Annotated in this window: 20 protein-coding genes; 4 read left to right on the top strand and 16 right to left on the bottom strand. The window is 57.5% G+C overall.

Annotation, left to right across the window (positions count from 1 at the left end):
* Positions 1-74: 74 nt before the first annotated feature.
* The 3 genes from ACI48J_RS11100 to ACI48J_RS11090 all read right to left on the bottom strand — a co-directional run bounded on the left by ACI48J_RS11100 (position 75) and on the right by ACI48J_RS11090 (position 3,600).
* A complete protein-coding gene (locus tag ACI48J_RS11100) occupies positions 75-1,346 on the bottom strand; it encodes a CynX/NimT family MFS transporter (protein ID WP_405082778.1) in 1,272 nt (423 codons plus the stop codon).
* Positions 1,343-2,035 carry a FadR/GntR family transcriptional regulator gene (locus ACI48J_RS11095; protein ID WP_405082777.1) on the bottom strand — a complete coding sequence of 231 codons (693 nt, stop codon included), beginning with the start codon at positions 2,033-2,035 and terminating at the stop codon, positions 1,343-1,345. Before ACI48J_RS11095 ends, ACI48J_RS11100 begins: the two co-directional genes overlap by 4 nt.
* A gap of 350 nt (positions 2,036-2,385) precedes the next feature.
* On the bottom strand, positions 2,386-3,600 hold the full coding sequence (locus ACI48J_RS11090) for an MFS transporter (protein ID WP_326050336.1): 1,215 nt from the start codon (positions 3,598-3,600) through the stop codon (positions 2,386-2,388).
* Positions 3,601-3,801: 201 nt separating this feature from the next.
* On the opposite strand from ACI48J_RS11090, the gene ACI48J_RS11085 reads away from it, so the two are divergent.
* Positions 3,802-4,365, top strand: coding sequence for a DUF1003 domain-containing protein (locus tag ACI48J_RS11085; protein ID WP_405082776.1), 564 nt, complete (start codon positions 3,802-3,804; stop codon positions 4,363-4,365).
* 6 nt (positions 4,366-4,371) lie between these two features.
* On the opposite strand, the gene glsA is transcribed toward ACI48J_RS11085, so the two are convergent.
* The 11 genes from glsA to ACI48J_RS11030 all read right to left on the bottom strand — a co-directional run bounded on the left by glsA (position 4,372) and on the right by ACI48J_RS11030 (position 16,413).
* Positions 4,372-5,316 carry a glutaminase A gene (glsA, locus tag ACI48J_RS11080; protein WP_405082775.1) on the bottom strand — a complete coding sequence of 315 codons (945 nt, stop codon included), beginning with the start codon at positions 5,314-5,316 and terminating at the stop codon, positions 4,372-4,374.
* A 130-nt stretch (positions 5,317-5,446) separates the two neighbouring features.
* Positions 5,447-6,715 (bottom strand): GAF domain-containing sensor histidine kinase, encoded by a 1,269-nt coding sequence (locus ACI48J_RS11075; RefSeq protein ID WP_405082774.1) that lies wholly within the window; start codon positions 6,713-6,715, stop codon positions 5,447-5,449.
* Positions 6,716-6,902: 187 nt separating this feature from the next.
* Positions 6,903-7,979: a Rieske 2Fe-2S domain-containing protein gene (locus ACI48J_RS11070; RefSeq protein ID WP_405082773.1), complete on the bottom strand. Its 1,077-nt coding sequence runs from the start codon at positions 7,977-7,979 to the stop codon at positions 6,903-6,905.
* The gene (locus tag ACI48J_RS11065; protein ID WP_405082772.1) at positions 7,976-9,175 is read right to left on the bottom strand and encodes a GNAT family N-acetyltransferase; all 1,200 of its coding nucleotides are present in this window, start codon (positions 9,173-9,175) and stop codon (positions 7,976-7,978) included. Before ACI48J_RS11065 ends, ACI48J_RS11070 begins: the two co-directional genes overlap by 4 nt.
* A 19-nt stretch (positions 9,176-9,194) precedes the next feature.
* Positions 9,195-9,755 (bottom strand): SMI1/KNR4 family protein, encoded by a 561-nt coding sequence (locus ACI48J_RS11060; protein ID WP_405082771.1) that lies wholly within the window; start codon positions 9,753-9,755, stop codon positions 9,195-9,197.
* A 68-nt stretch (positions 9,756-9,823) separates the two neighbouring features.
* Complete coding sequence (locus ACI48J_RS11055) at positions 9,824-11,065, bottom strand: ATP-dependent carboxylate-amine ligase (protein ID WP_405082770.1); 1,242 nt, start codon at positions 11,063-11,065, stop codon at positions 9,824-9,826.
* The gene (locus ACI48J_RS11050) at positions 11,062-12,417 is read right to left on the bottom strand and encodes a F390 synthetase-related protein (RefSeq protein WP_405082769.1); all 1,356 of its coding nucleotides are present in this window, start codon (positions 12,415-12,417) and stop codon (positions 11,062-11,064) included. The genes ACI48J_RS11055 and ACI48J_RS11050 overlap by 4 nt, the downstream gene beginning before the upstream one ends.
* Positions 12,414-13,259 carry an MBL fold metallo-hydrolase gene (locus ACI48J_RS11045; RefSeq protein WP_405082768.1) on the bottom strand — a complete coding sequence of 282 codons (846 nt, stop codon included), beginning with the start codon at positions 13,257-13,259 and terminating at the stop codon, positions 12,414-12,416. Before ACI48J_RS11045 ends, ACI48J_RS11050 begins: the two co-directional genes overlap by 4 nt.
* Positions 13,256-14,251 carry an NAD-dependent epimerase/dehydratase family protein gene (locus ACI48J_RS11040; protein WP_405082767.1) on the bottom strand — a complete coding sequence of 332 codons (996 nt, stop codon included), beginning with the start codon at positions 14,249-14,251 and terminating at the stop codon, positions 13,256-13,258. The genes ACI48J_RS11045 and ACI48J_RS11040 overlap by 4 nt, the downstream gene beginning before the upstream one ends.
* A complete protein-coding gene (locus ACI48J_RS11035) occupies positions 14,175-15,425 on the bottom strand; it encodes an ATP-grasp domain-containing protein (protein ID WP_405082766.1) in 1,251 nt (416 codons plus the stop codon). The genes ACI48J_RS11040 and ACI48J_RS11035 overlap by 77 nt, the downstream gene beginning before the upstream one ends.
* The gene (locus ACI48J_RS11030; protein WP_405082765.1) at positions 15,415-16,413 is read right to left on the bottom strand and encodes a beta-ketoacyl-ACP synthase III; all 999 of its coding nucleotides are present in this window, start codon (positions 16,411-16,413) and stop codon (positions 15,415-15,417) included. The genes ACI48J_RS11035 and ACI48J_RS11030 overlap by 11 nt, the downstream gene beginning before the upstream one ends.
* Before the next feature lie 310 nt (positions 16,414-16,723).
* Between ACI48J_RS11030 and ACI48J_RS11025 the strand changes: the two genes are divergently transcribed.
* Together ACI48J_RS11025 and ACI48J_RS11020 are read left to right on the top strand one after the other, a co-directional pair.
* Complete coding sequence (locus ACI48J_RS11025) at positions 16,724-17,536, top strand: DUF6492 family protein (protein WP_405082764.1); 813 nt, start codon at positions 16,724-16,726, stop codon at positions 17,534-17,536.
* Between the two features lie 59 nt (positions 17,537-17,595).
* Positions 17,596-18,999, top strand: coding sequence for a sugar phosphate nucleotidyltransferase (locus ACI48J_RS11020; RefSeq protein ID WP_405082763.1), 1,404 nt, complete (start codon positions 17,596-17,598; stop codon positions 18,997-18,999).
* Positions 19,000-19,324: 325 nt separating this feature from the next.
* Here the strand turns inward: ACI48J_RS11020 and ACI48J_RS11015 are convergent, their stop codons facing one another.
* The gene (locus ACI48J_RS11015) at positions 19,325-20,164 is read right to left on the bottom strand and encodes an alpha/beta fold hydrolase (RefSeq protein WP_405082762.1); all 840 of its coding nucleotides are present in this window, start codon (positions 20,162-20,164) and stop codon (positions 19,325-19,327) included.
* Between the two features lie 130 nt (positions 20,165-20,294).
* On the opposite strand from ACI48J_RS11015, the gene ACI48J_RS11010 reads away from it, so the two are divergent.
* Entirely contained in the window at positions 20,295-21,236 is a 942-nt protein-coding gene (locus ACI48J_RS11010) for a helix-turn-helix transcriptional regulator (protein WP_405082761.1), read from the top strand.
* A gap of 173 nt (positions 21,237-21,409) precedes the next feature.
* On the opposite strand, the gene ACI48J_RS11005 is transcribed toward ACI48J_RS11010, so the two are convergent.
* Positions 21,410-21,631, bottom strand: a complete 222-nt coding sequence (locus ACI48J_RS11005; protein WP_009672673.1) for a hypothetical protein — start codon at positions 21,629-21,631, stop codon at positions 21,410-21,412.
* Between the last annotated feature and the right edge of the window lie 11 nt (positions 21,632-21,642).

Genomic DNA, 21,642 nt, shown 5'->3' with positions numbered 1-21,642 from the left:
CATGCCCCCCTATCTTACCATAAATGAACGCCGTATTTCTTTCGGATCTCGTAAACGCGTAAAACGTAAAGCCTTCATTCGGCCCCGCGTTCTTCTCCGACGAACCGGTTGGCCGCGGCACCCTGGCCGACTACGAAGAGCAGAACGGCGATTGCGGCGAGCAGGAGAAGCGGGGTCGTCCACCCGCCTGTCGTGTCATGCAGGAACCCGAACAGAATCGGGCCTGCGGCTGCCAGCAGGTAACCGAACGATTGCGCCATGCCGGACAGATCGGCGGACTGCTGGGCGCTTCGCGTACGCAGGCTGAAGAACATCATCGCCAGACTGAATGCGCAGCCCCCGGCTATGCCTGTCAGGATGATCCACAGCGGCACCAGAGCGGTGCTTCCCAGCAGCAGTCCGAGAATCCCCGCCAGGAACAGCACGGACGTGAGAGTAACCAGGAACCGCTGATTGGCCATTCTGGCCGCCAGGATGGGCACGACGAACGTAACGGGCAGGAGCGCCAGCTGCATCAGGGAAAGCATCCATCCGGCATACCCCGCGGAAAGTCCTCTGGTGTTCAGGACAGCCGGCAGCCAGGCGACGAACGCGTAGAAGAACGTCGACTGAAGTCCCATGAACAAGGTGACTTTCCAGGCCAGCGGCGATTTCCAGACGGAAATAGCTTTGCCGCCGGAGGAGTTCCCCGAAACGGCGGACACCCGTGCCCCTTGGCGCGCTTTGCGGATGCCGGTCACCTGCGGCAGCCAGAAGAGCAGGGCAAGAACGCTCAGCGCGGCCCAAGCTCCCAGAGCGCCTTTCCAGCCGAGGCCCAGGCTGTTCGCCGCCGGCACGCTGATGCCGGAAGCCGCCGCGCCGCTCAAGTTCATCGACACGGAGTATACGCCGGTCATCAGGCCGATCCGGGCGGGAAAATCCCGCTTGATCAGACTGGGAAGCAGCACGTTGCACAGGGCGATGGCAACTCCAAGCAGGGCGGTTCCCAGAAAGAGCGTACCTGCCCCAGACGCCGAACGGAGTAAGATTCCGGCCGTCAAGATTGCGGCCGCGGCGAGCAGGACCGTCTCGATTCCGTACTTTCGCGCCCATCTGGGCGCAAACGGGGAGATGACGGCGAACATCAGCAGAGGCAGCGTCGTTAAAGTGCCTGCCAGCGTATTGGAGATGCCGAGCTCTCCCTTAATGGTGCCGATCAAAGGACCGACGGATGTGAGCGGAGCTCTCAGTACGGCTCCGATAAACAGAATGCCGACGATCAGCAGCCAGCCGGCGGTCCGCGCCGTATCTTGATCCTGCCGCGCCAGCGGAAGTTCTTCGGATTGTGTCATTTCCCGGGTGTTCATGATTGTTCCTCCAAGCGTTTCAAATCATTTCTCGATTGCGAGATATATTCGTGGACCGCCTCTGCGGCTCGTTCCACGTCCTGCCGGACGATGGCGTCGATCATTTTGGCGTGACTGCGGTAATAGAGTCCGACTTCCGGGAGAAGCCCCGTCAGACTCCGGACGGAATGATCCAGCGCATCGGTCATATGCTCATAAAGCTCGCTGAACAGCTCGTTGTGCGCCGCTGTGACGACTGCCTGGTGAAGCCGGATATCCGCGCCCGAATAGGCCGCCATGTCCCCGGCTTCCGCGGCCGCCGCGCACGCTTTCAGATGAAGCTCCAGAGAGGCGACGTCTTCATCCGTTCTGCGCTCCGCCGCAAGTCTTGCCGCTTCGCGTTCCAGCGCCTGCCGGACTTCCAGCGTCTCTGCCAGGGTGGATTGCCTGACCCTCTTCTGCAGAACGACGCCAAGGACACTGGACGAGCACACATACGTGCCGTCCCCCTGCTTCGTCTGAAGCAGCCCCGCATGAACCATGGCCCGCACGGCTTCGCGGATCGTATTGCGGCTGACGCCGAGCGCCTCCGACAGCTCCGGTTCCGGAGGAATACGCGTTCCGACGGGCCACTGGCCGGATTCGATTAAAGTTTGCAGCTGATCCGCAACCTGCTCAACCAGCGTTGATTTTTTCGGTTTTTCCAGCATATTTCGTAAACCTCCAAACATAGGATGATTGGTCTTTATCTAAAGTAGCACAACGAGAGCGATCTTGTAAAGTCTCTTCGTGCAGCTCCGGTGCGTCTTATGGCGCCGCTTTACGGAAATCACCCGCATGTCCTCTCTTCGGGATGCCCTTCGTTTCCGGCAACCAGCCTCATCTGCCGCCCTGGAAGATCTTCCGCCGGTAAAAAAGGATTGTCCCCTGAGGAGACAATCCTTTGAAGAGTTTCGCGCCGCAACAAATGCCCGGTATCCCCGCCGTTCGCTGAGATACGCTTTTTTACAAGCGCCGCCCGTTTTGGAACTCCATGTCACAAATCTGCGTCCGCCTCCGGTCAGGAAGAAAGCTCCTTGCCCTTGGTCTCGTCCCCCCAGAACAGCACGGCCGACGCGCCGATAAGGATCACGACGAAAAAGAGGATGAAAATCGCCTGAATGCCGATTCCCCAGCCGACGAGTACACCGACCAGCAGCGGTGCGACGATGCCTCCTATCCGTCCGAACGAAGCGGCAAGTCCCGCACCCGTCGAGCGGATACCTGTCGGATACAGCTCCGGCGTATAGGCGTACAGCCCGCCCCAGGCTCCGAGGTTGAAGAAAGACAAGCACATGCCCGCGGCGATCAGCATGCCTTCCGTGGAAGCACCGCCAAACCATACGGCGCTTAACGCGGTCAGCACAAGATAGGTGACCAGAACGAATTTGCGGCCGAATTTCTCGATAAAATACGCGGCCGTAAAATAACCCGGCAGCTGAGCGAGTGTCATGATGAGCACATACTGAAAGCTTTTGACGAGCGTAAAGCCTTTCAGCACCATCACCGTAGGAAGCCACAGGAACATGCCGTAGTACGAAAATACAACCGTAAACCACAACACCCACAGCATCACGGTCGACCGGCGGTAATCGCGGGACCAGACTGATTTCACTTTCGCGGCAAATGAAGTTTCTCCCGACCGTTCTTTCCGGAACCTCGGAGGATCTTCAATCGCCCGCCTCAAATACAGCGCGTAAAGCGCGGGCAAGGCCCCGATGACGAAAGCGGACTGCCAGCCGTACTTCGGGATGACGAAGTATGCGATCAGCGCCGCCAGAATCCAGCCTCCCGCCCAGAAGCTTTCGAGCAGCACGACCGCTCTTCCCCTGTCCTGCGCGGGCATACTCTCCGACACGAGCGTGGACGCGACGGGAAGCTCCCCGCCCAGTCCGACACCCGCGATAAACCGCAGGATGCAGAGGACGGTAAAACTGGCGGCCAGAGCGGACAAGCCGCTGGCGGCCGAAAAAATAAGCAGCGTCCACAGCAGGACGGACTTGCGCCCGTAGCGGTCGGCCAAATAGCCGGCTATCGCCGCCCCGAAGGCCATTCCGACCGAGTTAAGACTGGTCAGTACACCAACCTGACCCGCACTGAGCTTCCAGTGGACCGTCAGAGCCGCGACGATAAACGAAATAATGCCTACATCCATGGCATCGAACAGCCAGCTTAAACCGGCGCTGAACAGCAGTTTTCTCTGTTTAGGATTTTGAAGCATCGCGATAGCGCGCATTGGGCTTCTCCCTTGTCGTTTAGTAGTATGGGTCCGCTTATTCTGCCCTGTCCGTGGAGGAGCATTGCCGGCTCCCCTATTCTTTTCCAGTTAAAAGGATTAGCGGACCGGGTAATTCACTATTTTACCCCCATTCACTTAAATTGGCTAACCTTTTCAAGAAAAATAAAAGATGTTAAGAAACCGGGAGGAACAGACACCATGAGGAATAAAAACGAGCCGGAGAGAACTTCCGAAGAACAGCTTTTCAAACAGTTGGAGAAATATCCCCGGCAGAAGCTGCACAAAGAGGATGTCGAGCGCGTCACCGAAATGGTCCGCGACTATCAGGGGAAGATCAAAGCGCATCTGCACGAGCAGCAGGAGAAAAAGACGAGCCGCTGGGACCGGCTGGCCGATCACGTTGCTGTCCTGGCCGGCAGCTGGTGGTTTGTTACGGCATCCGCCGTAACCATTACGGTGTGGTTGCTCGTCAACAGCGAAAGAAATTCGTTGTTTATTTTGAGCTTCTCCCTGTCCATCCTTTCCCTGTTTCAATCGACACTGATTCAGAAAAGCCAGAACCGCCAGGCCGCCAAGGACAAACAGGAGCAGATGCTCGACATCGCCATCAATTATAAAGCCGAGCAGGAGAACCTGGAAATCCAGCAAAACTTAAAGGAGCTTGAAGTAAAGCTCCAATGGATCGAGCTCCGGTTATCCGCCCGCTCACGCGCCAAAAGCCGCCACGGAAAGGCCAAAGCCCCACGCGCAAGGCAGAAATAAACCGATTTAAAACAAGCTCCAGTCAAAGCGACCCGACAGCTTCTCAAGCAGATCGACGCCCGCAACGCTGTTGCCTTTGTGATTAAGCGCCGGCCCGATAACCCCGATTCCGTAGCGGCCGGGCACGAGGGTCAGAATGCCGCCGGAAACGCCGCTTTTGGCCGGCAGTCCGACGCTGATGGCGAACTCCCCGGAAGCGTTGTACATCCCGCAAGTGGTCATGAACGTTTTGGCGATCTGTACGAAGCGCCGCGGAATGAGCGTTTTCCCCGTAAGCGGATCTTGTCCGTCAAAAGCGAGAACCAAGGCCATCCGCGACAGGTCGCCGCATGTGACCCGGATCGAGCAGTGGCGGAAATATACCTGGAGAACTTCTTCGACACTGCCGTCCAGAACCTCGTTCTCCTTCAGGAAATACGCCAGCGAACGGTTCATATGCCCGGTTTCATTTTCCGACCGGTATACCGCCTCGTCATAATCCAGCTTGTCGTTTGCGGCGATCTCCCGGAAAAACGACAGTACTCTCGCCGACTTCGCCTCGGGTCCGTCGCCTTTGATTAATGAAGATACGGCGATCGCTCCCGCGTTGATCAAGGGATTAAACGGGATGCCCGGCTCGACCAGCTCCAGTTTCAGCATGGAGTTAAAATCGTCGCCCGTCGGCTCTTTTCCGACCTTGGAGAAGACGGTTTCTTCCCCGTGATCCATTAGCGCCAGTATCAGCGTAAACACTTTGGAAATACTCTGCATCGTAAAAGGCAGCCCGCAGTCCCCAGCGGACAAATGTTCCCCCTGTCCGTTCAGCAGGTGAATGCCCAGTGCGGACGCCGGTGATTTGGCAAGCTCCGGAATGTATGACGCCACGTTTCCCCGGGAAGTCAGCTTGCGGCTTTCTTCGACCCACTGCGGAAGCGACGCCCGGATGGCACTCCATTTATGATCGGCATTCATGGACTTCCCTCCTCTGTCTCCATTTCGTTTTATAATTTGTCGCGTTCTTTCCATATTCCTTCTCGATAAAACAAGTATGACCGCCAAACGAAAAAAAGATGACAGAAACGCGGGGCGCTTCTGTCATCTTTTATTTAAATTCTTTCAATTCCGCAGCTTCGGCCGCTTCGGCATACCTGCTCAGCGTAAGGGAGAAGATCAAATCGGTTTCTTTTTGCCTGTCGCTCTCCGTCCAGATTTGGCCTTCCATGAGGTCGACCAGCTTTTTGCTGATTGCCAGATCCAGACTCGTTTCATAAATGGGAACGGACGATCCGCCTGCTTTGCCGCCGGCCGTTTCCAGCAGGAACTCCAGCTTATCGGGTGTAATGAGCGGCGCTTTGACGGCAAAGCGGATATGATGAGCATCTGGATGCTCCGTATCCGGCAGATTGACCGCCGTCAAGGTAAGTTCGCCGGACCGGGCGTTCTTGGAGGCATGATCAAGCAATTTGACCAGCACATCCCGGATCTTCACCGGATCGCCGACTACGACGGAAGGAAGTCCCGGCGCCGCGTCGAGACGAACTTTCCGTCCCCTCGCATTTCGGATTTCGTAGAGATTCACGACTTCTTCCAGAGCAGGAAGCAGTTCGAAAGGCTCCGCCTCCACCGCCACTCCGCCCGATTCCATTTTGCTATAATCCAGAATGTCCGTAACCAGGTTAAGCAGCGAGTTGTTGCTCGTTTCAATGATGTTCATGTAGCTCTTCTGCTCTTCGCTCAGCTCCGTATCCTGCATCAGATCCGTCATGCCCATGATGCCTGTCATCGGGGTCTTGATCTCCTGCCCGATCATGGCAAGAAGCTTGCTCTTGATCTTGGACGACTGCTCGGACGCGGCATGGGATTCCCGGAGAACTTGCTGGGCTTCCCGCAGCTCCGAGACCGCATGTTCAAGCTCCACTACATGGGCAAGAAAGACCGCCATGGCGCTCAGCGTTTTGAGATCGGTCTCCGAAACGGGATAAGACGGATGATCGAGAATACAGATCGTGCCGTAAAATTGTCCGTTCTTCAAAATAATCGGCAGCCCGATAAAAGAACGGCTTCCGAGCGCACGGGTGACTTCCAGCTCCGCGGTAAGCGGACTGGAAGCCGTGTCGGAAATAACGAGAGGCTCGCCCCCACGGCGTCCCACGAGACTGCAGTAGCTGATGTCGAAAGGAAGCTCGTCCCCTTCGTTCACGAGCTGTTCCCGCCGGTTAAATGCTTTCAGTATCGTATTCGTTTGCCCGTCGTTAGTGGCGATGAAGATCGTATTGACTTGTAGCAGCCCGCTGACGACATCAATAATATGTGCGGCGGCTTCTTCTATATTATTATAAAAACCGGATGGGTTCGGGTACTTGTCTGTCATAGCTATCACACAGCTTTCTATACTTTCAGATAATGATTCTTTCTAAGTGTACTATATTTCCGGCTCTTTCAGGCGTAAAGGTTTCGAAAAAACAGAATATTTCTAGAAATCCCATCTAAATTCACGGAAATAGCAACATTTACCGGAAAGCCCCAAGATTTTGATAGAAAATACTGGATAGATAGCCTTACACAAACAACTGGACCTTCTTCTCATAAGGGACGTCGTATACCTTTCCCTTCATAAGCTGTTCCAGATAAGGACGGATCAGGTCCGCCTGCGTGGAATGAAAGCTTTCCCCGCCCCACCGCTCGATGGTTCGCTGCTGGGTTTCTACGATGGCGATGTCCTGATTCAAGGCTTTTTTCAGAAAAGGAGTCAGCACCCGCTTCTTCAGCCCGTTCGTGAACCGGCCGCGCTTCATCGTGATAACGGCATAAACATCCTGGTAAGCGAACGAAGTCGGCCTCATCACGGCCGTAATAAGCAGCGTCAAACCTTTGGCGGAAGAGTATTCGATCTGGGCGACGCCGGGCATATAAAACCGGCCGAAGCTCCGCTGCCTGTCCCGCTCGAATAAACGCGAAATCAGACCGGCCTGCCCGGATTCGCCGGTATATTCGATTTCGACGGCGGCGCCCTCCGCCCGGATGCGGGCGTTCACGGTCTGGCGGCCGCTGTCCGTACGGATGAGGCCGGCGTGGACATAATGCGTGTGCGTGGCGTCCAGCAAATTTTCCGCCGCGTTAAGCAGGGAACCCCGGACGGCCGTTTTCCAGACGAAGGAGTAATACTCCGGGTTGTTCATAAACGGCAGGGCCAGAGGCTCCCGAACGGATACTTCCCGCGGTTCCCCCGACCCCGCCTCTCCGCCGAGCCGGACCCACAGAAAGCCGTCCCGCTCGAGCAAGGCCGCCGGCGAAGCGTCGTGGTGCGGACCCGGCTTGAACGTGCACAGCCCCGGTACCCGGGTGCAGGCTCCTGCCCCGTCGAACTCCCACCCGTGGTAGGGGCAGACCAGCTTCCCCGCTTTCAGCCTGCCTCCCGAAAGCGGCACGTTCCGGTGCGGGCAGCGGTCCAGCAGCGCGTGCGCGCCCTCTTCCGTGCGGAACAGGACGAGCGGCACGTCAAGCACCGTCAGCCCGAGCGGCCTCCGCTTAAGGTCCCGCGACGGACAGAGCGGGAGCCAGTGCTTTTTCAGCTCGGCATAGACAACTTCCTTCCCGGCGTCCGTCTGGCAAACGTCGTTCCTCGTTAGATTCATAACCGGTACTTCCTCATCACGGGTACCCCAACTCCATTCAAAAGATGACTCAATCCGAGCCATACGGCCCGCCGCCTCAGAGGCAGATGCCGGATGTAGACGGCGCTGTATTCGATGGCCGGGCGCCCTCCCCGGATCCGTTTGAAGTGCGCGGCGCCGGAGCTTAAGTGCAGCAGCTTCCCTTCCTCGGCGGCCCGGGTCAGCACCAGGCTCATCAGCATCCGGTACAGCCCTTCCTTTTGCGGAAGAGCAGTGTTGTAACCGACCAGCGGCGCCGTAATGACACCGGCTTTATCGAAACAGCCGATTACGCCCTGCAGTACCCCCGAGCTGTCCCTCAAACCTCGGATCCGCAGCAGCCTCTGCCGATGGCAATTGGCGATGTACTCCTCCGTAAAACGCGGATTTAGCCGGGAATATTTACGGATGTACAAATCCTCGTAAAGCTCCACGATGCGCGGATAATCGGACGGCTCGATCTCTTCGTGCTCCACAATCCGCAGCGGCGAGCGCCGGAGCAGCTTCCGGTCCCACACATTGTTCGGTTTGTGCAGATAATCCGGCTCGCGCCCCTCGAAAAAATACACCTGCCGGCTCGGAACGAGAATCCACCCCAGTCCGGTCAGGTCTTTCATCAGCTGCGGATTCGTCACCTCGTTCAGCGATCTGAAAATGACCGCATGCGACGGAAAACGTTCCAGCAGCCCGGCGGTCAGCGCACGAATATCCTCTTTCGGCAGCTCTTCATATAAATTCGTCGAGAGCAGCCAGTTATTGACGTGTACGTTCCGGTTGATCCGGGCGATTTTCAGCAGCGGCGAAAGGATGCCGATCACTCCCCGCAGCGCGCCTTTCAGCAGCTCGCTTTTGAACAGCACCAGCTCTTCCAGCGCGTAGGACACATAAGTCGAATAAGGCGAGCAAACATACGAGTTGTCATACTCCGTTTCGTTCACCGTCACGGGAAGCAGCTGCTCCCCGGCCCGGACCAGTTCCACCTTCGTCCGGACATTCCGGATATACGCATCGGCGCCTTTGCCGATCAGCGGCTCGGTGTAAGCCGCCGTCACTGCGTTCGCCGGATGATTTTTACCCGGACCGGTTTCGTTCGAGGGGTAAACCCCGGCTCCCGCTCCAACTCCGTTTCGCGGCGTTTGTCCTGCCTGCCCTTGCATAGATTCAGCCGGCTGTGTCATGCGCTACCTCCCCGGCCGTTTACGTGTAACGGCTGTCTAATTCTTCGTCCAGCGAGCTTCTTCCCCGGCAAAGCGCCTCGAAGGAATCCGCCACCCGGACGCAATCGTCGTACCCCAGATTTCCCGAATGAGCGGCAAGGATAGGATATTCGCCTTCCACCGGCGCTTTTCTCATATCGAAAAGATAATGGTTGCCGCAGCCGTCCATCGCAAAAGAAACGGATAACGGCATGTATTCGGGCAGCTCGTACGCCAGGTTCATCTCACGGAAATCGGAAGTGGAGAAAAACTGGAAATATCGTTCCCCGTTCTGAAACTCCCCACCGTCCGAGTAACGCAGGAATTCCGCATATGCGCCCGGCAGTTCCCCCTGCGGCATACGCCATCTTGTCGGATCGATCGGAATATATTGATTGTAATAGGGCGAGTTTGCCGGAAAAGGATTTTTCTGTCTCGCGGCGATTTCCTGAATTTCTTCTTCAGACAAAGGCTGCTTCCAAGTTTGAAGGAATTGCTCCAAAATTCTCTCCGCCGCCCCCGCTTGTTTAACGAACACTTCGTCGAAAAAATAGTCCCGCAACGGCAGGCACCTCCTGTTCTGTCATCGGTCTTATCCTGAAAGAAGGGCCGCAGCAGCGCAGCATACCCTCAGTTCAAAGCTTCTCCGTCCCATTCGATATCGGCGGTTGCCGCATCTTTAATAGAGATCCGCCTGCGCAGCGAGTCGAAAACCGTTTCGGCCAGACTGCCCGCATGCAGCAGCGGCACCCACGGGTCTTGCCTGCTGAAAAGCATATCGCGCCCATGCCGGAAATCGTTGAACCACCGCCCGATGCCTGAAGGGTTGAAGCCGTGGTAAAAGGGATTCGCCAGCATCGCATACCCGATCATCGGGCGAGCTTCCGCGTGCTCCGCGCTTCCGGTGCTTCCGGTACTTCCGGTGCTTATCCGGATTCCCGCCGGATTTTCCAAGGGAGTACGGCCGACGGCAAAATGTTTTCCCCCGGTCACTTCGGAAAGCCGTTCTCCCCTGGGGCCGAACGGCTTCATCAGTTCGGCGGTGTCTGCGAGATGCAGTCCGCTCGTCGCCCTCGGGTTGCATTCCAGCACGTGCAGGGTGCCGTCCTTATCTTCTATGTAATCGAATGCCACATGCCCTGTAAAATCAAGCTTGCGGACCAGTTCGGCCGCGAAGCGGTCGATTTTTTCGCGATGAACCGGCTTGAAGTAGTAGCCGGAAGCCCGGCCGAGCCGGTACAAGGGCTCGTAGGAGCCGTACGCGGCGATTTCGCCGTCCACGGCCAAGTGGTAGCTGCACAGCTCCCGGCCGCGTATGTACCGCTGCGCGATCCAGGGCCGGTCCGCGGACGGCTCAAAGCCCTCCGGCAGCCGGGAAGGAGCCAGAAGGGCCTCCGAAGCGAAGCGGCTGTACACCGGTTTGAACGCGAATGCGGACGGATCGCCGAGTTCGTTCAATTGAACGGCGGATGTGAGCAGCTGTGTCTCCGGCGTCTGCGCGGACATTCCTTCCGTCAGCCCGGAGAATGTCCATTTGTTGTGCAGCGATTTCAGGACTTCGAAATCGTCGCAGAACACGCGGCAGTACCGGGCCAGCTTTTCCCGCCCATGGGCGATATAAAAGATTTCCTCGCTCGTAGGCAGGAGCAGATCGATTCCGGCAGACCGGATAACGGCCGCCAGCGCGGCAATAAATTCCCGGTATCCTTCTCTCGGAGAAGGGACATGGAAGAATTCTTTTACCGCCCGCGAGCCGCGGCACACCGGAAATTTGACACTGTCCGCGGCAAATACGTTCCACCCGGAGTCCCGGAACCGCCTCGCCAGATCCAGCGCCGTGTAGGAGCGGCAGCCTGTGAGGAGCACATTCATGCGCTGCCGATCCGCCCGTCTCTTGCCGTCATATCCGGCTCTACGGCATAGGCGCGCTCAATTCTGCGCAATTTCGTTAATCCGGGCTGGAACGAGTAAGGCGCAAACGTGATTTCCGGAGGCCTGCAGCCGTGCCGGGCGAAAATCCCGGCCAGTTCCCGCCGGAGCGGTCCGGTGACGTCCGGCACTCCTTCTTTCGTGCGGACCGATACCTCCAGACGTTCCCGATCGCGCTGGATGACTTTATATTCGGTGATTCCGTCCGAAGCCAGCATCACCGCCCGCCGGATGAAATCCGGAAAGACCGGAACGTCCTGGCCTCCGTCCATACTCCGGCCGAAGAACAAGTCGTCCGTGCGTCCGCTGACGGATTCGACCGCCGTGAACACCGAACCGCAGGGACAAGGTTCGTCCCGGAGCGTGAGCAGATCGTTCAGCCGGTAGCGGATGATGGGCTGGGATGTACGGGAAAAATCCGTAATCACCGGCATAAACGTCCGCCGCCCGGAATCTACGTACTCCCGCTGGATGACGGCAATATCCTCATTGAGATGGAGCGTCCCGTGTTCGCAGGTTGCGCCAAGAAACCCTTCGGTGCATTGATAAATCTGATGCACCCGGGTCCGGAAAGCAAGCTCGATCACCTGCCGGTCGACCGGTTCCAGCACTTCCGCGACGGAAATGATTTTGTCCGGCGCAATCGCCAATTCCCCTCTCTGCTTCGCTTCCGCCAGCAGACGGAGCATGGACGGCGGGGCGATCAGGAGAGTCGGCTGCAGCCGACCGAGCCGCTCGATATGCTCCGGGACCGGGCGGATCATGTCGAAGAAGCTGAACCGGATTCTCCGGGACTGCACCGTCTGGTACAGGTTGCTGTCCGCCCGGAGAAAAAAGGCGATCCGGTGCTTCCGCAGCAGGGAACCCGGCAGAGCTCTCGCCAGGGCGGCGCCCGCCCACGCCGCTCTTTCCTCGGCGCTGACGATGAACAGCCCGCGGTTGCCCGACGTGCCGGAGGAAAGCCCGACGGTAACCCCGTTCAGCTCGGGGGTAAAGTCGCGCTCCCGCTCGGCTTGAAGGGCCGCATGGAGCGCTTCGTCCTTCGTGATGCCCGCGGTGTTCAGCTCGTCGAAGGCGTCCATCATGGCCGTCTTGTCTATAGTCGGCCATTCGCGCCAGCTATCCAGCGGGAGGCCTTCAAACAGGCTGGCGTAGAAAGGCGACTTGCGCCGGGTTTCTTCCAGAAAAGCCCGAACCCGTGCGTTTTGCCAAGCCTCAAGGTCTTCCCGGCTTTTCCATCTTTGCCCGTTCCATTTGGTCAGGGCGTATTGTTTGAGCAGCAGGATAAGTTTCACAGGAGTTCAATGCCCTCCTTTCCGCAGAGTTCCCAGGCTTCCGCACAGTGGGTAAAAAGAAGGCGCATCTCCGGCTGCCTGCGGTGCAGCTCCACGAGATTGCCGAAAGTACGTTTGTAGTCCTGCTTCCCGTCGAACAAAATAAAAGCGGGCGGACTGGGCAGCCGGTTTTCACGCACGGCCTCTGCCGACCAGCTTGCGTCCGCGCCGAGCAGCACGGGATTTCCGTCCGCTCCCCTCAGGAAGACGCCTATCTGGTGAGCGGCATGGCCGGAAAGATCCACGGCGGTCACACTCCCGTCGCCAAAGAGGTCCCAGCCCCGCTCGAACGGGCGGCACGCGGCGGGCAGCGCCGCTTCCGGGCACTGCTCCACCCAGTTTGCCCGGGTCTCGAAACCGGGAGGAATCAAGTCCGGGAGCACCGCTCTTTTTACCGCAGCCAGCCCTTTTAAGGAAGCGACCGAATCATAGCCCGCTTTCGAGCAGATGAACTTCGCGTTCGGAAAGTCCGCCAGCCCGCAGATGTGATCCGCATGAAAATGCGAAATGATGACCGCAGTCACATCCTCCGGAGCGTATCCGGCCGCCCTTACATGCTCCGCGGCGGTTAGATGTTCCCTCGTCTCCACCGGAGTGGTCCAGCGGTACAGCGTATAGGGCAGCCGGCGTGTCGCCTCCGCAAAACGCGGAGAATATCCCGTATCAAACAAAATTAACCCTTTGGACGGATGTTCAAGCATGGCAAAAAGGCCGGGAAACGCGACGGACCGCCATTTCCCCCCGCGGACAGACAGGATCTCCAACTGCTTGCAGGCACCCGTGCAGTGCATCGTCAGCTTCATGCGTGTCCCTCCCGTTCCCGCCACCATAGGCTGAACCGCCGGATGCCGTCCTCGACGGAAACCCGGGGCTTGTAGCCGAGCTCCCGCTCCGCTTTGGAAATATCGAGCGTCTGGCTGAAGGCCAGCAGCGCCACCGTGTATCTCGTGAGCATCGGTTCTTTGCGCGCGAAAGGAAGTGCGGCGAACGCTTCCATCGCCGCCGCCGCTCCGTAGGCTGCTGGATACGGAACCTTCCGGGCGCGGAACGGCATCTCCAGCAGCCGGAAAAGCTCCGCCAGCAGCTCGTACACATAGACGGGCTCTCCGTTGGTGATGTTATACTTCTGCCCGTCACAGGTCTTGTCGGCACGGGCGCAGCACAGAAGCGCTTCCGTCACGTTGTCCACGTAGGTGACATCCATAAACGCGCGTCCGCCGCCGAAAACGGGTACGAACTTCTCCTCGTTGGCCCGCAGCAGACGCGGAAAAATCGCCGTGTCCCCGGGACCGAAGAGCCCTCTCGGCCGGATCGTGATCACCGGAAGACCGGCCTTGCGGGCGGCGTCCAGTTCGCTTTCCGCCAGACGTTTCGTCTGCGCGTAGGCATTGACGCCTCTCATCGGCAGCGGTTCTTCTTCGGAGATACCGTAGCGGTCCCGGTAGTCGAAATAGATCGACGGGGTGGACACATTAACGAGCCGCCGGACGCCGTGCTTCATGCAGCCCCGGATGATCTGCCGCGTCCCGGTCACATTGGACGTGTAGAAATCGCGGTAAGCTCCCCACGGAGAGGACATCGCTCCGCAGTGGAAAACAATCTCGTGGCCGCGGACGGCCTCCGGCATTTCTTCCGACGCCAGGTCTATCCGCACGAAGCCGGCGCCTTCTTGCGCCAGCCTTCTTCCGGCTTCCGGGTTGCGGCCGACCGCCGTCACCTCATAACCTTCCTCCAGCAGGCGGCGGATCAGATTTCCTCCGAGAAAACCTGTCGCCCCCGTCACTAACGCTTTCATAGGTACCATTCCATTCGATGTCGTAAGTGGTAATCTCTTTAAGAGGCACGCGTTTTGCCCGCGCTTCTCTCCATAAGTCCAGCAAAATCCGGCCTTGGGCCAGAGCGGGTCCCCAGTCGCCCGGACTGAAAATCACATCCCTGCCCCGCACAAGGCCTGCGATCCAGCGGCGCAGCCCGGCAGGCGTTCCGCACGCGGCCGCCCCGTACATCAGCATCGCGGCGGCAATCATCGCGGGACGGCCGCCGGGTGAAGGGCTTATAACCGTGTCCGTGCAGTCCATCAGGGCCCGGTCTATTCCCTCATCGGGCGTAAACAGATGCAGCCCGCTCGTTGCCCGCGGATTGCACTCCAGCGGATAAATAACGCCGGCTTCATTGACGATAAAGTCAAACGCGATCTGTCCCGTAAACCGGATTTCCCGGACAAAATGCTCCACCCATCCGAAGAGATCCTGCCGGCCGCAGGTTTTGAAATAAATAGCCGCGCCCCGTCCCGCCGTGAAATCCGCGGCGTAATCTCCATACGCGGTCAACCGGCCCTTGTGGGTAATGGCATAGACGCAGTATTCCCGCCCTACGACGAAATGCTGAGCGATCCAGGGATTCGCACGCGAGACGTTAATCCGGGGCCGAACTTTACCCGGGCTGTACAGACGTACGTGATTCGCGAATCTGGAGAAAACAGGCTTCAGCACCCATTTCCGCGCGCCCTCCCGTTCCAGAAGCGCGTGCATGTCCTCCTCCGTTTCCAGAAGGACCGTATGGGGTGCAGGCAGCCCCATCTCCTCCACCCGTCGGATAAAGGACGCTTTATCATGAAGGGCGATCAGCTTGCCGAAATCATCGGTCAGCACGGTGCAGCCCTGCAGCTTGTTCTTTATTTGAGCGATATAATAAATCTCTTCGCACGTCGGGATCAGCAGGTCGATGCTCTGCTCCCGGACGATTGCCTGCAGCGCTTCCGCAAAAGCGGACGGATTATCCCGCGGGCCCGGAATGCGGATAAACTTCTCTATGCAGCGCGAAAAGCGCAGCAGAGGGCTTGCCAGACTGTCGGCCGCATAAATCGTATGGCCGAGGGCCGATAGCTGGCGGGCCAAATCCAGCGCGGCAGGGGCCCGGCCGCCGGTAATGAGGATGCGGCGGCTTCCGGACTTCTTGCTAGTACTCAAGAAGAATCCCGCCCAGGGACAGCCCGGCCGAGATGCCGATAACGGCCGTCAAGTCTCCGCGTTTCAGCCGGCCCAGCCGGATCGCTTCGTGCAGCCCCATCGGCAGCGAGGCCGCAATCATATTGCCGTGATGCTCGATGATATTCATCAATTTGTCGTCCGGAATCCGCAGCTTTCGCTGAAGCAGCCTCATCGCCATGGCGCTTCCCTGATGGGGAATGACGAGGGCGACGTCTTCAAGCGTGACGCCGCCTTCTCCGAACAGCTTTTTCAGAAATTCGGGCAGCAGCTTGGACGTCTTCTTAAACAGGGCTTCCCCCTGCATATCGAACAGGAAATCCGCGATACGATCCGGCTCGTACGCGATCGAGGGCAGCTTGGAGCCGCCCCCCCGCACCTCGGAGAGCGCCGCGCCGGAGCCGTAGGTTTCGATACGGGAAGCCACGATCCCCGAGCTTTCGCCCTCAGGCGTTTTCCCGACTACCACGGCGGCCGCTCCGTCCCCGAACAGGATCGCGCTTTCCGACTGGCTGTAATTCAGGCCGACCGAAGCGATTTCCGGAGCCACCAGCAGGACACGCTCATACCGGCCCGCGTCGATCAGATAGGAAATCAGATCCAGACCGGCGAGAAACGACAGGCAGGTGGAGTTGACGTCCAGACACGGAATGCCCGAATCGCCCAGCTTCATTTCACTTTGGATCAGCGCCGCCGTACACGGTATGGGCTGCTCCGGAACCGCATTCGTACAAACGATGCAGTCGAGCCGCTCCGCATCCAGACCTGCGTCCGCCAGTGCCGCGAAAGCGGCCTTCGCCCCCATCTGCGAAACGCTCTCGTTTTCCGCGTAATGCCTGACCTTTACTCCCGATTTTTTATACACCCAGCCTTCGGATTTGCCGAGCCTTCTATCCAAATCTTCCGCGGTTACCCGCTTTTCCGGCAGATAGGCCCCGGTTCCCAAGACCTTCACTTGTCGAGTTTTCATGCTGTTTCCGTCGCTTTCCGTTTATTTTACAAGCTTCCCGCAGCCCTCTGCAGCTCCGCCCCAGCGGAAACATGAAAAGGACCCGGTGCAGGCAGCGAGTCGAATTGACCTGGGTCATAAGAATCCCATTCGACATTTCGTCCTAATTTTCCTGCTTTTGTTAAGGCCGATAAGAATTCTCCTATCCGGCCTCAGCCCTCTTTTTACTATGAAAGAAGGAAGTAGACAGGGACACAAACGGGTTGGACCGCCCTCGCATATCTTAATGCATGACTTTCGATAGATTTTGATAAATGGAGATGAAGCGAGAATGAGCGAAGCTTCCGGAAGCGGCAGAACCCCCATCGATGTGCTGATCCCGGCTATCGACAAAGATTTGGAAACTCTTCCCTTCGTCATTGACGGCCTGCGCCGGCATGTCAAACATCCGATCGGCAGCATTTATATCGTTTCGCCCGACAGTCCCCGGATCAAGAAACTTTGTAAGGTAAAAAAATGCAAGTTTGTGCATGAAAATTCCGTTCTTCCGCTGACGAAAAAAGACATCCGTTACCGTTCCAAACGATGGGACCGCTCAGGCTGGCTGTACCAGCAGCTGCTGAAACTAAACGGCGATAAAATTTGCGGCAACCGCTATTTTCTCGTCACCGACGCGGATACCGTGCTTATTCGCCCTCACCGGTTTCTGGAAAAAGGCAAGCAGGTGTTTTTTACCCGGAATTGGAGCCATCAGGAATATTTCCGCATTCATGCCAAGCTTCTGGGACAAAAAGCCACTTCCCGCCCTTCCTATGTCAACCACTATATGCTCTACGACAAAGTCAAGCTGTCCCGCCTGAAAAAGGCAATCTCTGCCCGTCACAAAATGCCGTGGTACAGGGCCATTCTCAAAAACCTGAACACGACCAAGCAGTTCGGATTTTCCGAGTTCGAAACGTACGGCAACTTCGTTCATGCCCGGTACCCGGGCACTTCCCTGTTAAAACCCGCCCGCAACAAGGAATTCAAAAAAAGCATCCGGTTCGTCCCTCACAGCGAAAGGGAGAAATGGGCCGGCAAATTCCGGTCGCTCTCGTTCCATAAACGGGGAGGCTACTATTTCAAAGCCAAAAAAACCAAATAGCAGCCGGTCGCCCGGAGAATTTTTCTTGACCGGCACTTTTCAGACAAGGAGGAAGGGCCGTGAAAATCATTTTGCTGTCGGGGGGATCCGGAAAGAGACTTTGGCCGCTGTCCAACGAAATCCGATCCAAAACGTTCCTGAAGCTGCTGCCGGCGCCTGACGGCGGAAGAGAGTCTATGCTTCAGCGCGTGTGCAGACAATTGGATTCCGCCGGGCTGCTCAGCTCGACATCTATCGTTACCCACTTCAGCCAGCTTGAAATCGTCCGAAGCCAGGTCGGCGAAAAAATTCCGGTTTTGGCGGAGCCTCACAAAAGAGGGACGTTCACGGCTATCGGCCTTGCCAGCCGGTACCTGCACACCCAAGGCATAAGCCCCGGCGAGATCGTCTGTTTTATGCCTGCCGATCCGTTCGTGGATGCCGCTTTCTTCGAGAAGGTCGCCTCCCTCCCCTCTGTCCTCGCACAGTCCGGCGCCCGCATGGCTCTGATCGGCACGAAACCGTCCTTCCCGTCCACCCAGTACGGGTATATCGTACCGGCGCCTGCGCAGGACCGTGAGACAGCGCCGTATCTTTCCGTCGCGGAATTCGCGGAAAAACCGGACGAACAGGGCGCGTCGGCGCTCTTGTCCCGGGGAGCTCTCTGGAACAGCGGCGTGTTTGCTTTTGCGAATTCATTCATGCTGGAGGTTCTGGCATCGCGCGGTTTGCCGGACGATTACGGGCAGCTGCTCGGCTTGTACGACAAACTGCCGGAGCTGAGTTTTGACGAGGAAGTCGTCGAGAAGACGAAGCCGATCGTTGTCCTCCCGTACGAAGGCAAATGGGACGACTTGGGGAACTGGCAGGCACTGGCTCCGCATTTGGAAAGCCTGGCCGTCGGCCCCGGCGGAGTATCCGACGATTCGGCGGATACGCACATCGTCAACGAGCTTTCCTCCCCCATACATGTCATCGACGTATCCGGAATTATCGTGGCGGCAAGTCCCGACGGAATTCTCGTAGCCAGCAAAGCAGGCAGCAGCCGGATTAAGCAAATCAATCCGGGTAAAGGCAGAGCTCCCATGTACGAGGAGTACAGGTGGGGTACCGTCACTACGCTCGGCAGCACGGAGGACAGCGCTGAAACGGAGGCCGTCATCCGCCGGATCACCCTGCTGCCCGGCAAATCTTTTCCCTACCGGGCCCACGGCAGCGCGAAAAAAAGCTGGACGGTGCTGTCCGGCTCCGGCCAAATGATTCTGGACGCGCGGTTATTCCGTGTAAAGGCCGGAGACGTCTTTCATCTGGAGCCGGCCACAGGGCATGCGCTGCTCGCGGATTCCTCCGGTCCGGTCGAGCTGATCGAGATCGAGTTCGGTCCGGAGGGCGAAAAGCCCGCTTCCGCCGCATCTTCTCTATCTTGGGAAGAAGCGCTGCTGCTGCGCGGGGACGGCCGGGAACCCGATCCCGGGAAGGAATGAGGCCATCTTGAGATGGCCTTTTTTTATTCCGGTCTGACAGCGACTGAGAGGACACCTGTTAGTAAGGCAACCCGTAATCGGCAGGGGTCGGAATACTGGCTTTGGCCGGCCTTTAAATCGTGAAAAAAGGAAGAAAGGCATGCCGTTCGCCCTTCTTCCTTTTCTTTTTCCTTCTATAATAGTTCACCTGCATACTGCGGGTGACCGCTGTCATAAGACGCCGCACCCCGCCGGGGAGTTCTCTTGCTTTTGTGTTTCCGCCGCTTACCGGCCTTTCCCGCTTCTTTTCAACCGGAGGCGATTAGCTTTGCCTTTCCCCTTTTAGTCATTCATTCTCGTTCTTGCTTTCGTCCAGTACGTCGAGAAATTTTTTTACAACGGCATAATACCCGTCGGGATCGTCGGAATGAACTCCGTGGCCGCAATCTTCAAAAATTTCGAGGGAAGTGTTCGGCCGCCGGGACTGCATCATTTTCGCCTGTTCGACGTTCATGACAAAGCTTTTTTTGCCGTGAATGAGCAGGATCGGACATGTCGACGACAGCCAGTCTTCCCACCACTGCCCGTTGCTGTTTTCCTGGGAAGACTTCATTCCCTTTAAATCGGTCCGGAATCCCCAGCCGTCCTCATCCTCAAACACGCTTTCGGAAAAATAATCGATCGCTTTAAGTCCCAGCCGTGCCAGCGAATCTCTCAGATCTTGCAAGGTCGGAGAACGCTCGGGGAGTTTCTCGGCAAAAGAAAGGTCGGCGTGAATTTCCGCCCCGATGTCTTCCACGATCACGGCCCGGACATATTCGGGATGACGCGCCGCGAACTGATACGCATTGATGCCGCCGAGCGAGTGGCCCAGGATGACAACAGGCTGACCGCCCAGCTCCTGACGGACCAGATTCAGGATATCGGTGACGTAACTCTCTCTGGAATAATCCGTGTCGGCCGGATGCCCGCTCCAGCCGTGTCCCCGCTGGTCGAGACCGATGACCCTCCAGTCTTTTTTCAACCGGTAGGCCAGGTCCGTAAACGTTCCCGCATCGTTCATATGTCCGTGCAGCAGCAGAAGTACCGGTTTATCGGCACCGCCGTAATCCACGTAAGAAAGCTCGTTGGCTCCGGATTTGAAATAGCTGCGTTTTGCGGATGAAAGTTCCTTGCTTTGCTCCATCTTGTAATCTCCTCTTCCTCGTCAAATTTTGTCTTCTGAGCTTCCTTCGGGAATCTCTCCTGGACTTTGGACTCAGTATAACGCATAATAGTGACAATTCTTGTCATAATTAAAAAAATGGAGCCTATATATGTCCAAATCAAAACGACTCATGGAACTGATGATGACGGTGAACCGGAAGCGTAAGTTTACGGTGGGAGAGCTCGCGAGGGAATTCGGCGTTTCGCAAAGAACGATTTTGAGGGATTTGCAGGAGCTGGGCGAATTAGGGGTTCCGCTCTATTCGGAGGTCGGTCCGCACGGCGGGTACCAAGTGCTGAGGGAAAGACTGCTGCCTCCTATCGCCTTCACCGAAGAAGAAGCCGTGTCTATCTTTTTCGCCGTTCACGCCCTCCGGCACTATTCCTCCCTCCCGTTTGAAACGGAGTCCTCTTCCGCCTTGAAAAAATTTTACGCGTACCTGCCCGAGGATGTCCGGGAACGGATCGATCAGATGAAGAACCGGGTGGATTTCATCACACCGGCGCGGAAGGCTGTCTCTCCTTATTTGTCCATTCTGCTCGATGCGGCCGTTCAGCAGAACGTGCTGCTCATCCGGTATCAAGCCCGGGAAAAAAGTTCCGACCGCGAAATCCAGCCGATCGGCATTTTTACGAGAAACGGCCACTGGTATTGCTCCGCCTACTGTTACCGGTCGGAAGGGATGCGTGTGTTCCGGTGCGACCGCATTCATTCGGCTATCCCTTCGGCAGCGGAAGCGCTGGACCTCCGCCATATCCATCTTGAAAACAAGGCATCCGCGGGACGCAAAGAGCGAAGCGAGGTACGTGTATTTGCGGAATTGACCCTTGAAGGGGTCGAGACGTGCGAGGCGGAGCCGTGGCCGGAACCGAAGCTTACCAGGCGTGAAGATGGCACCGGCTGGCTTCAAGGAACCATTGCCAGGGAGGATCTCTCCTATTTTGCGAGGTTTTTTATCGGCTTGGGCGGCGAAGCAACCGTGAAAGATTCGCCTGAGCTTCTGGCGGAAATGAAAGCCATGCTTGCCGAACTGCTCGGCAAATACAGCTGAGATGCGGACGCTGACGCACGGCTCGCTGACGCACGGCTCGCTGACGCACGGCTCGCTGACGCACGGCTCGCTGACGCACGGCTCGCTGACGCACGGCTCGCTGACGCAAATAAACCGGATCGTAAACTTCACGATCCGGTTTATTTGGCGTTTTTATCGCCGAACGCGAACGGCTATCCCTTCAAGCCCGGGAAACGCTTTTCCGCCGCCGCAACTATGTCCGCATACACGTCCCTAAGTTCGCGAATCGTCAGCAGCTCGGGAGCGGCTGCGATTTCTTCCGCGGTATGGTTGGCCAGCACGCTGTTCAACCCGTCCAGATTAAATTTCAGTTCTTGATGAGACTGGCTCAATTTCTCCAGAACCACTCCGATTAGCGTCTGATAGTGCTCCATGTCGATCTCCC

Source organism: Paenibacillus chitinolyticus, assembly GCF_045038035.1.
Classification (GTDB): Bacteria; Bacillota; Bacilli; order Paenibacillales; family NBRC-103111; genus Paenibacillus_F; species Paenibacillus_F chitinolyticus_A.
The sequence above is the reverse complement of the archived record's forward strand: the minus strand, read 5'-3'. Positions and strand labels throughout refer to the sequence as shown.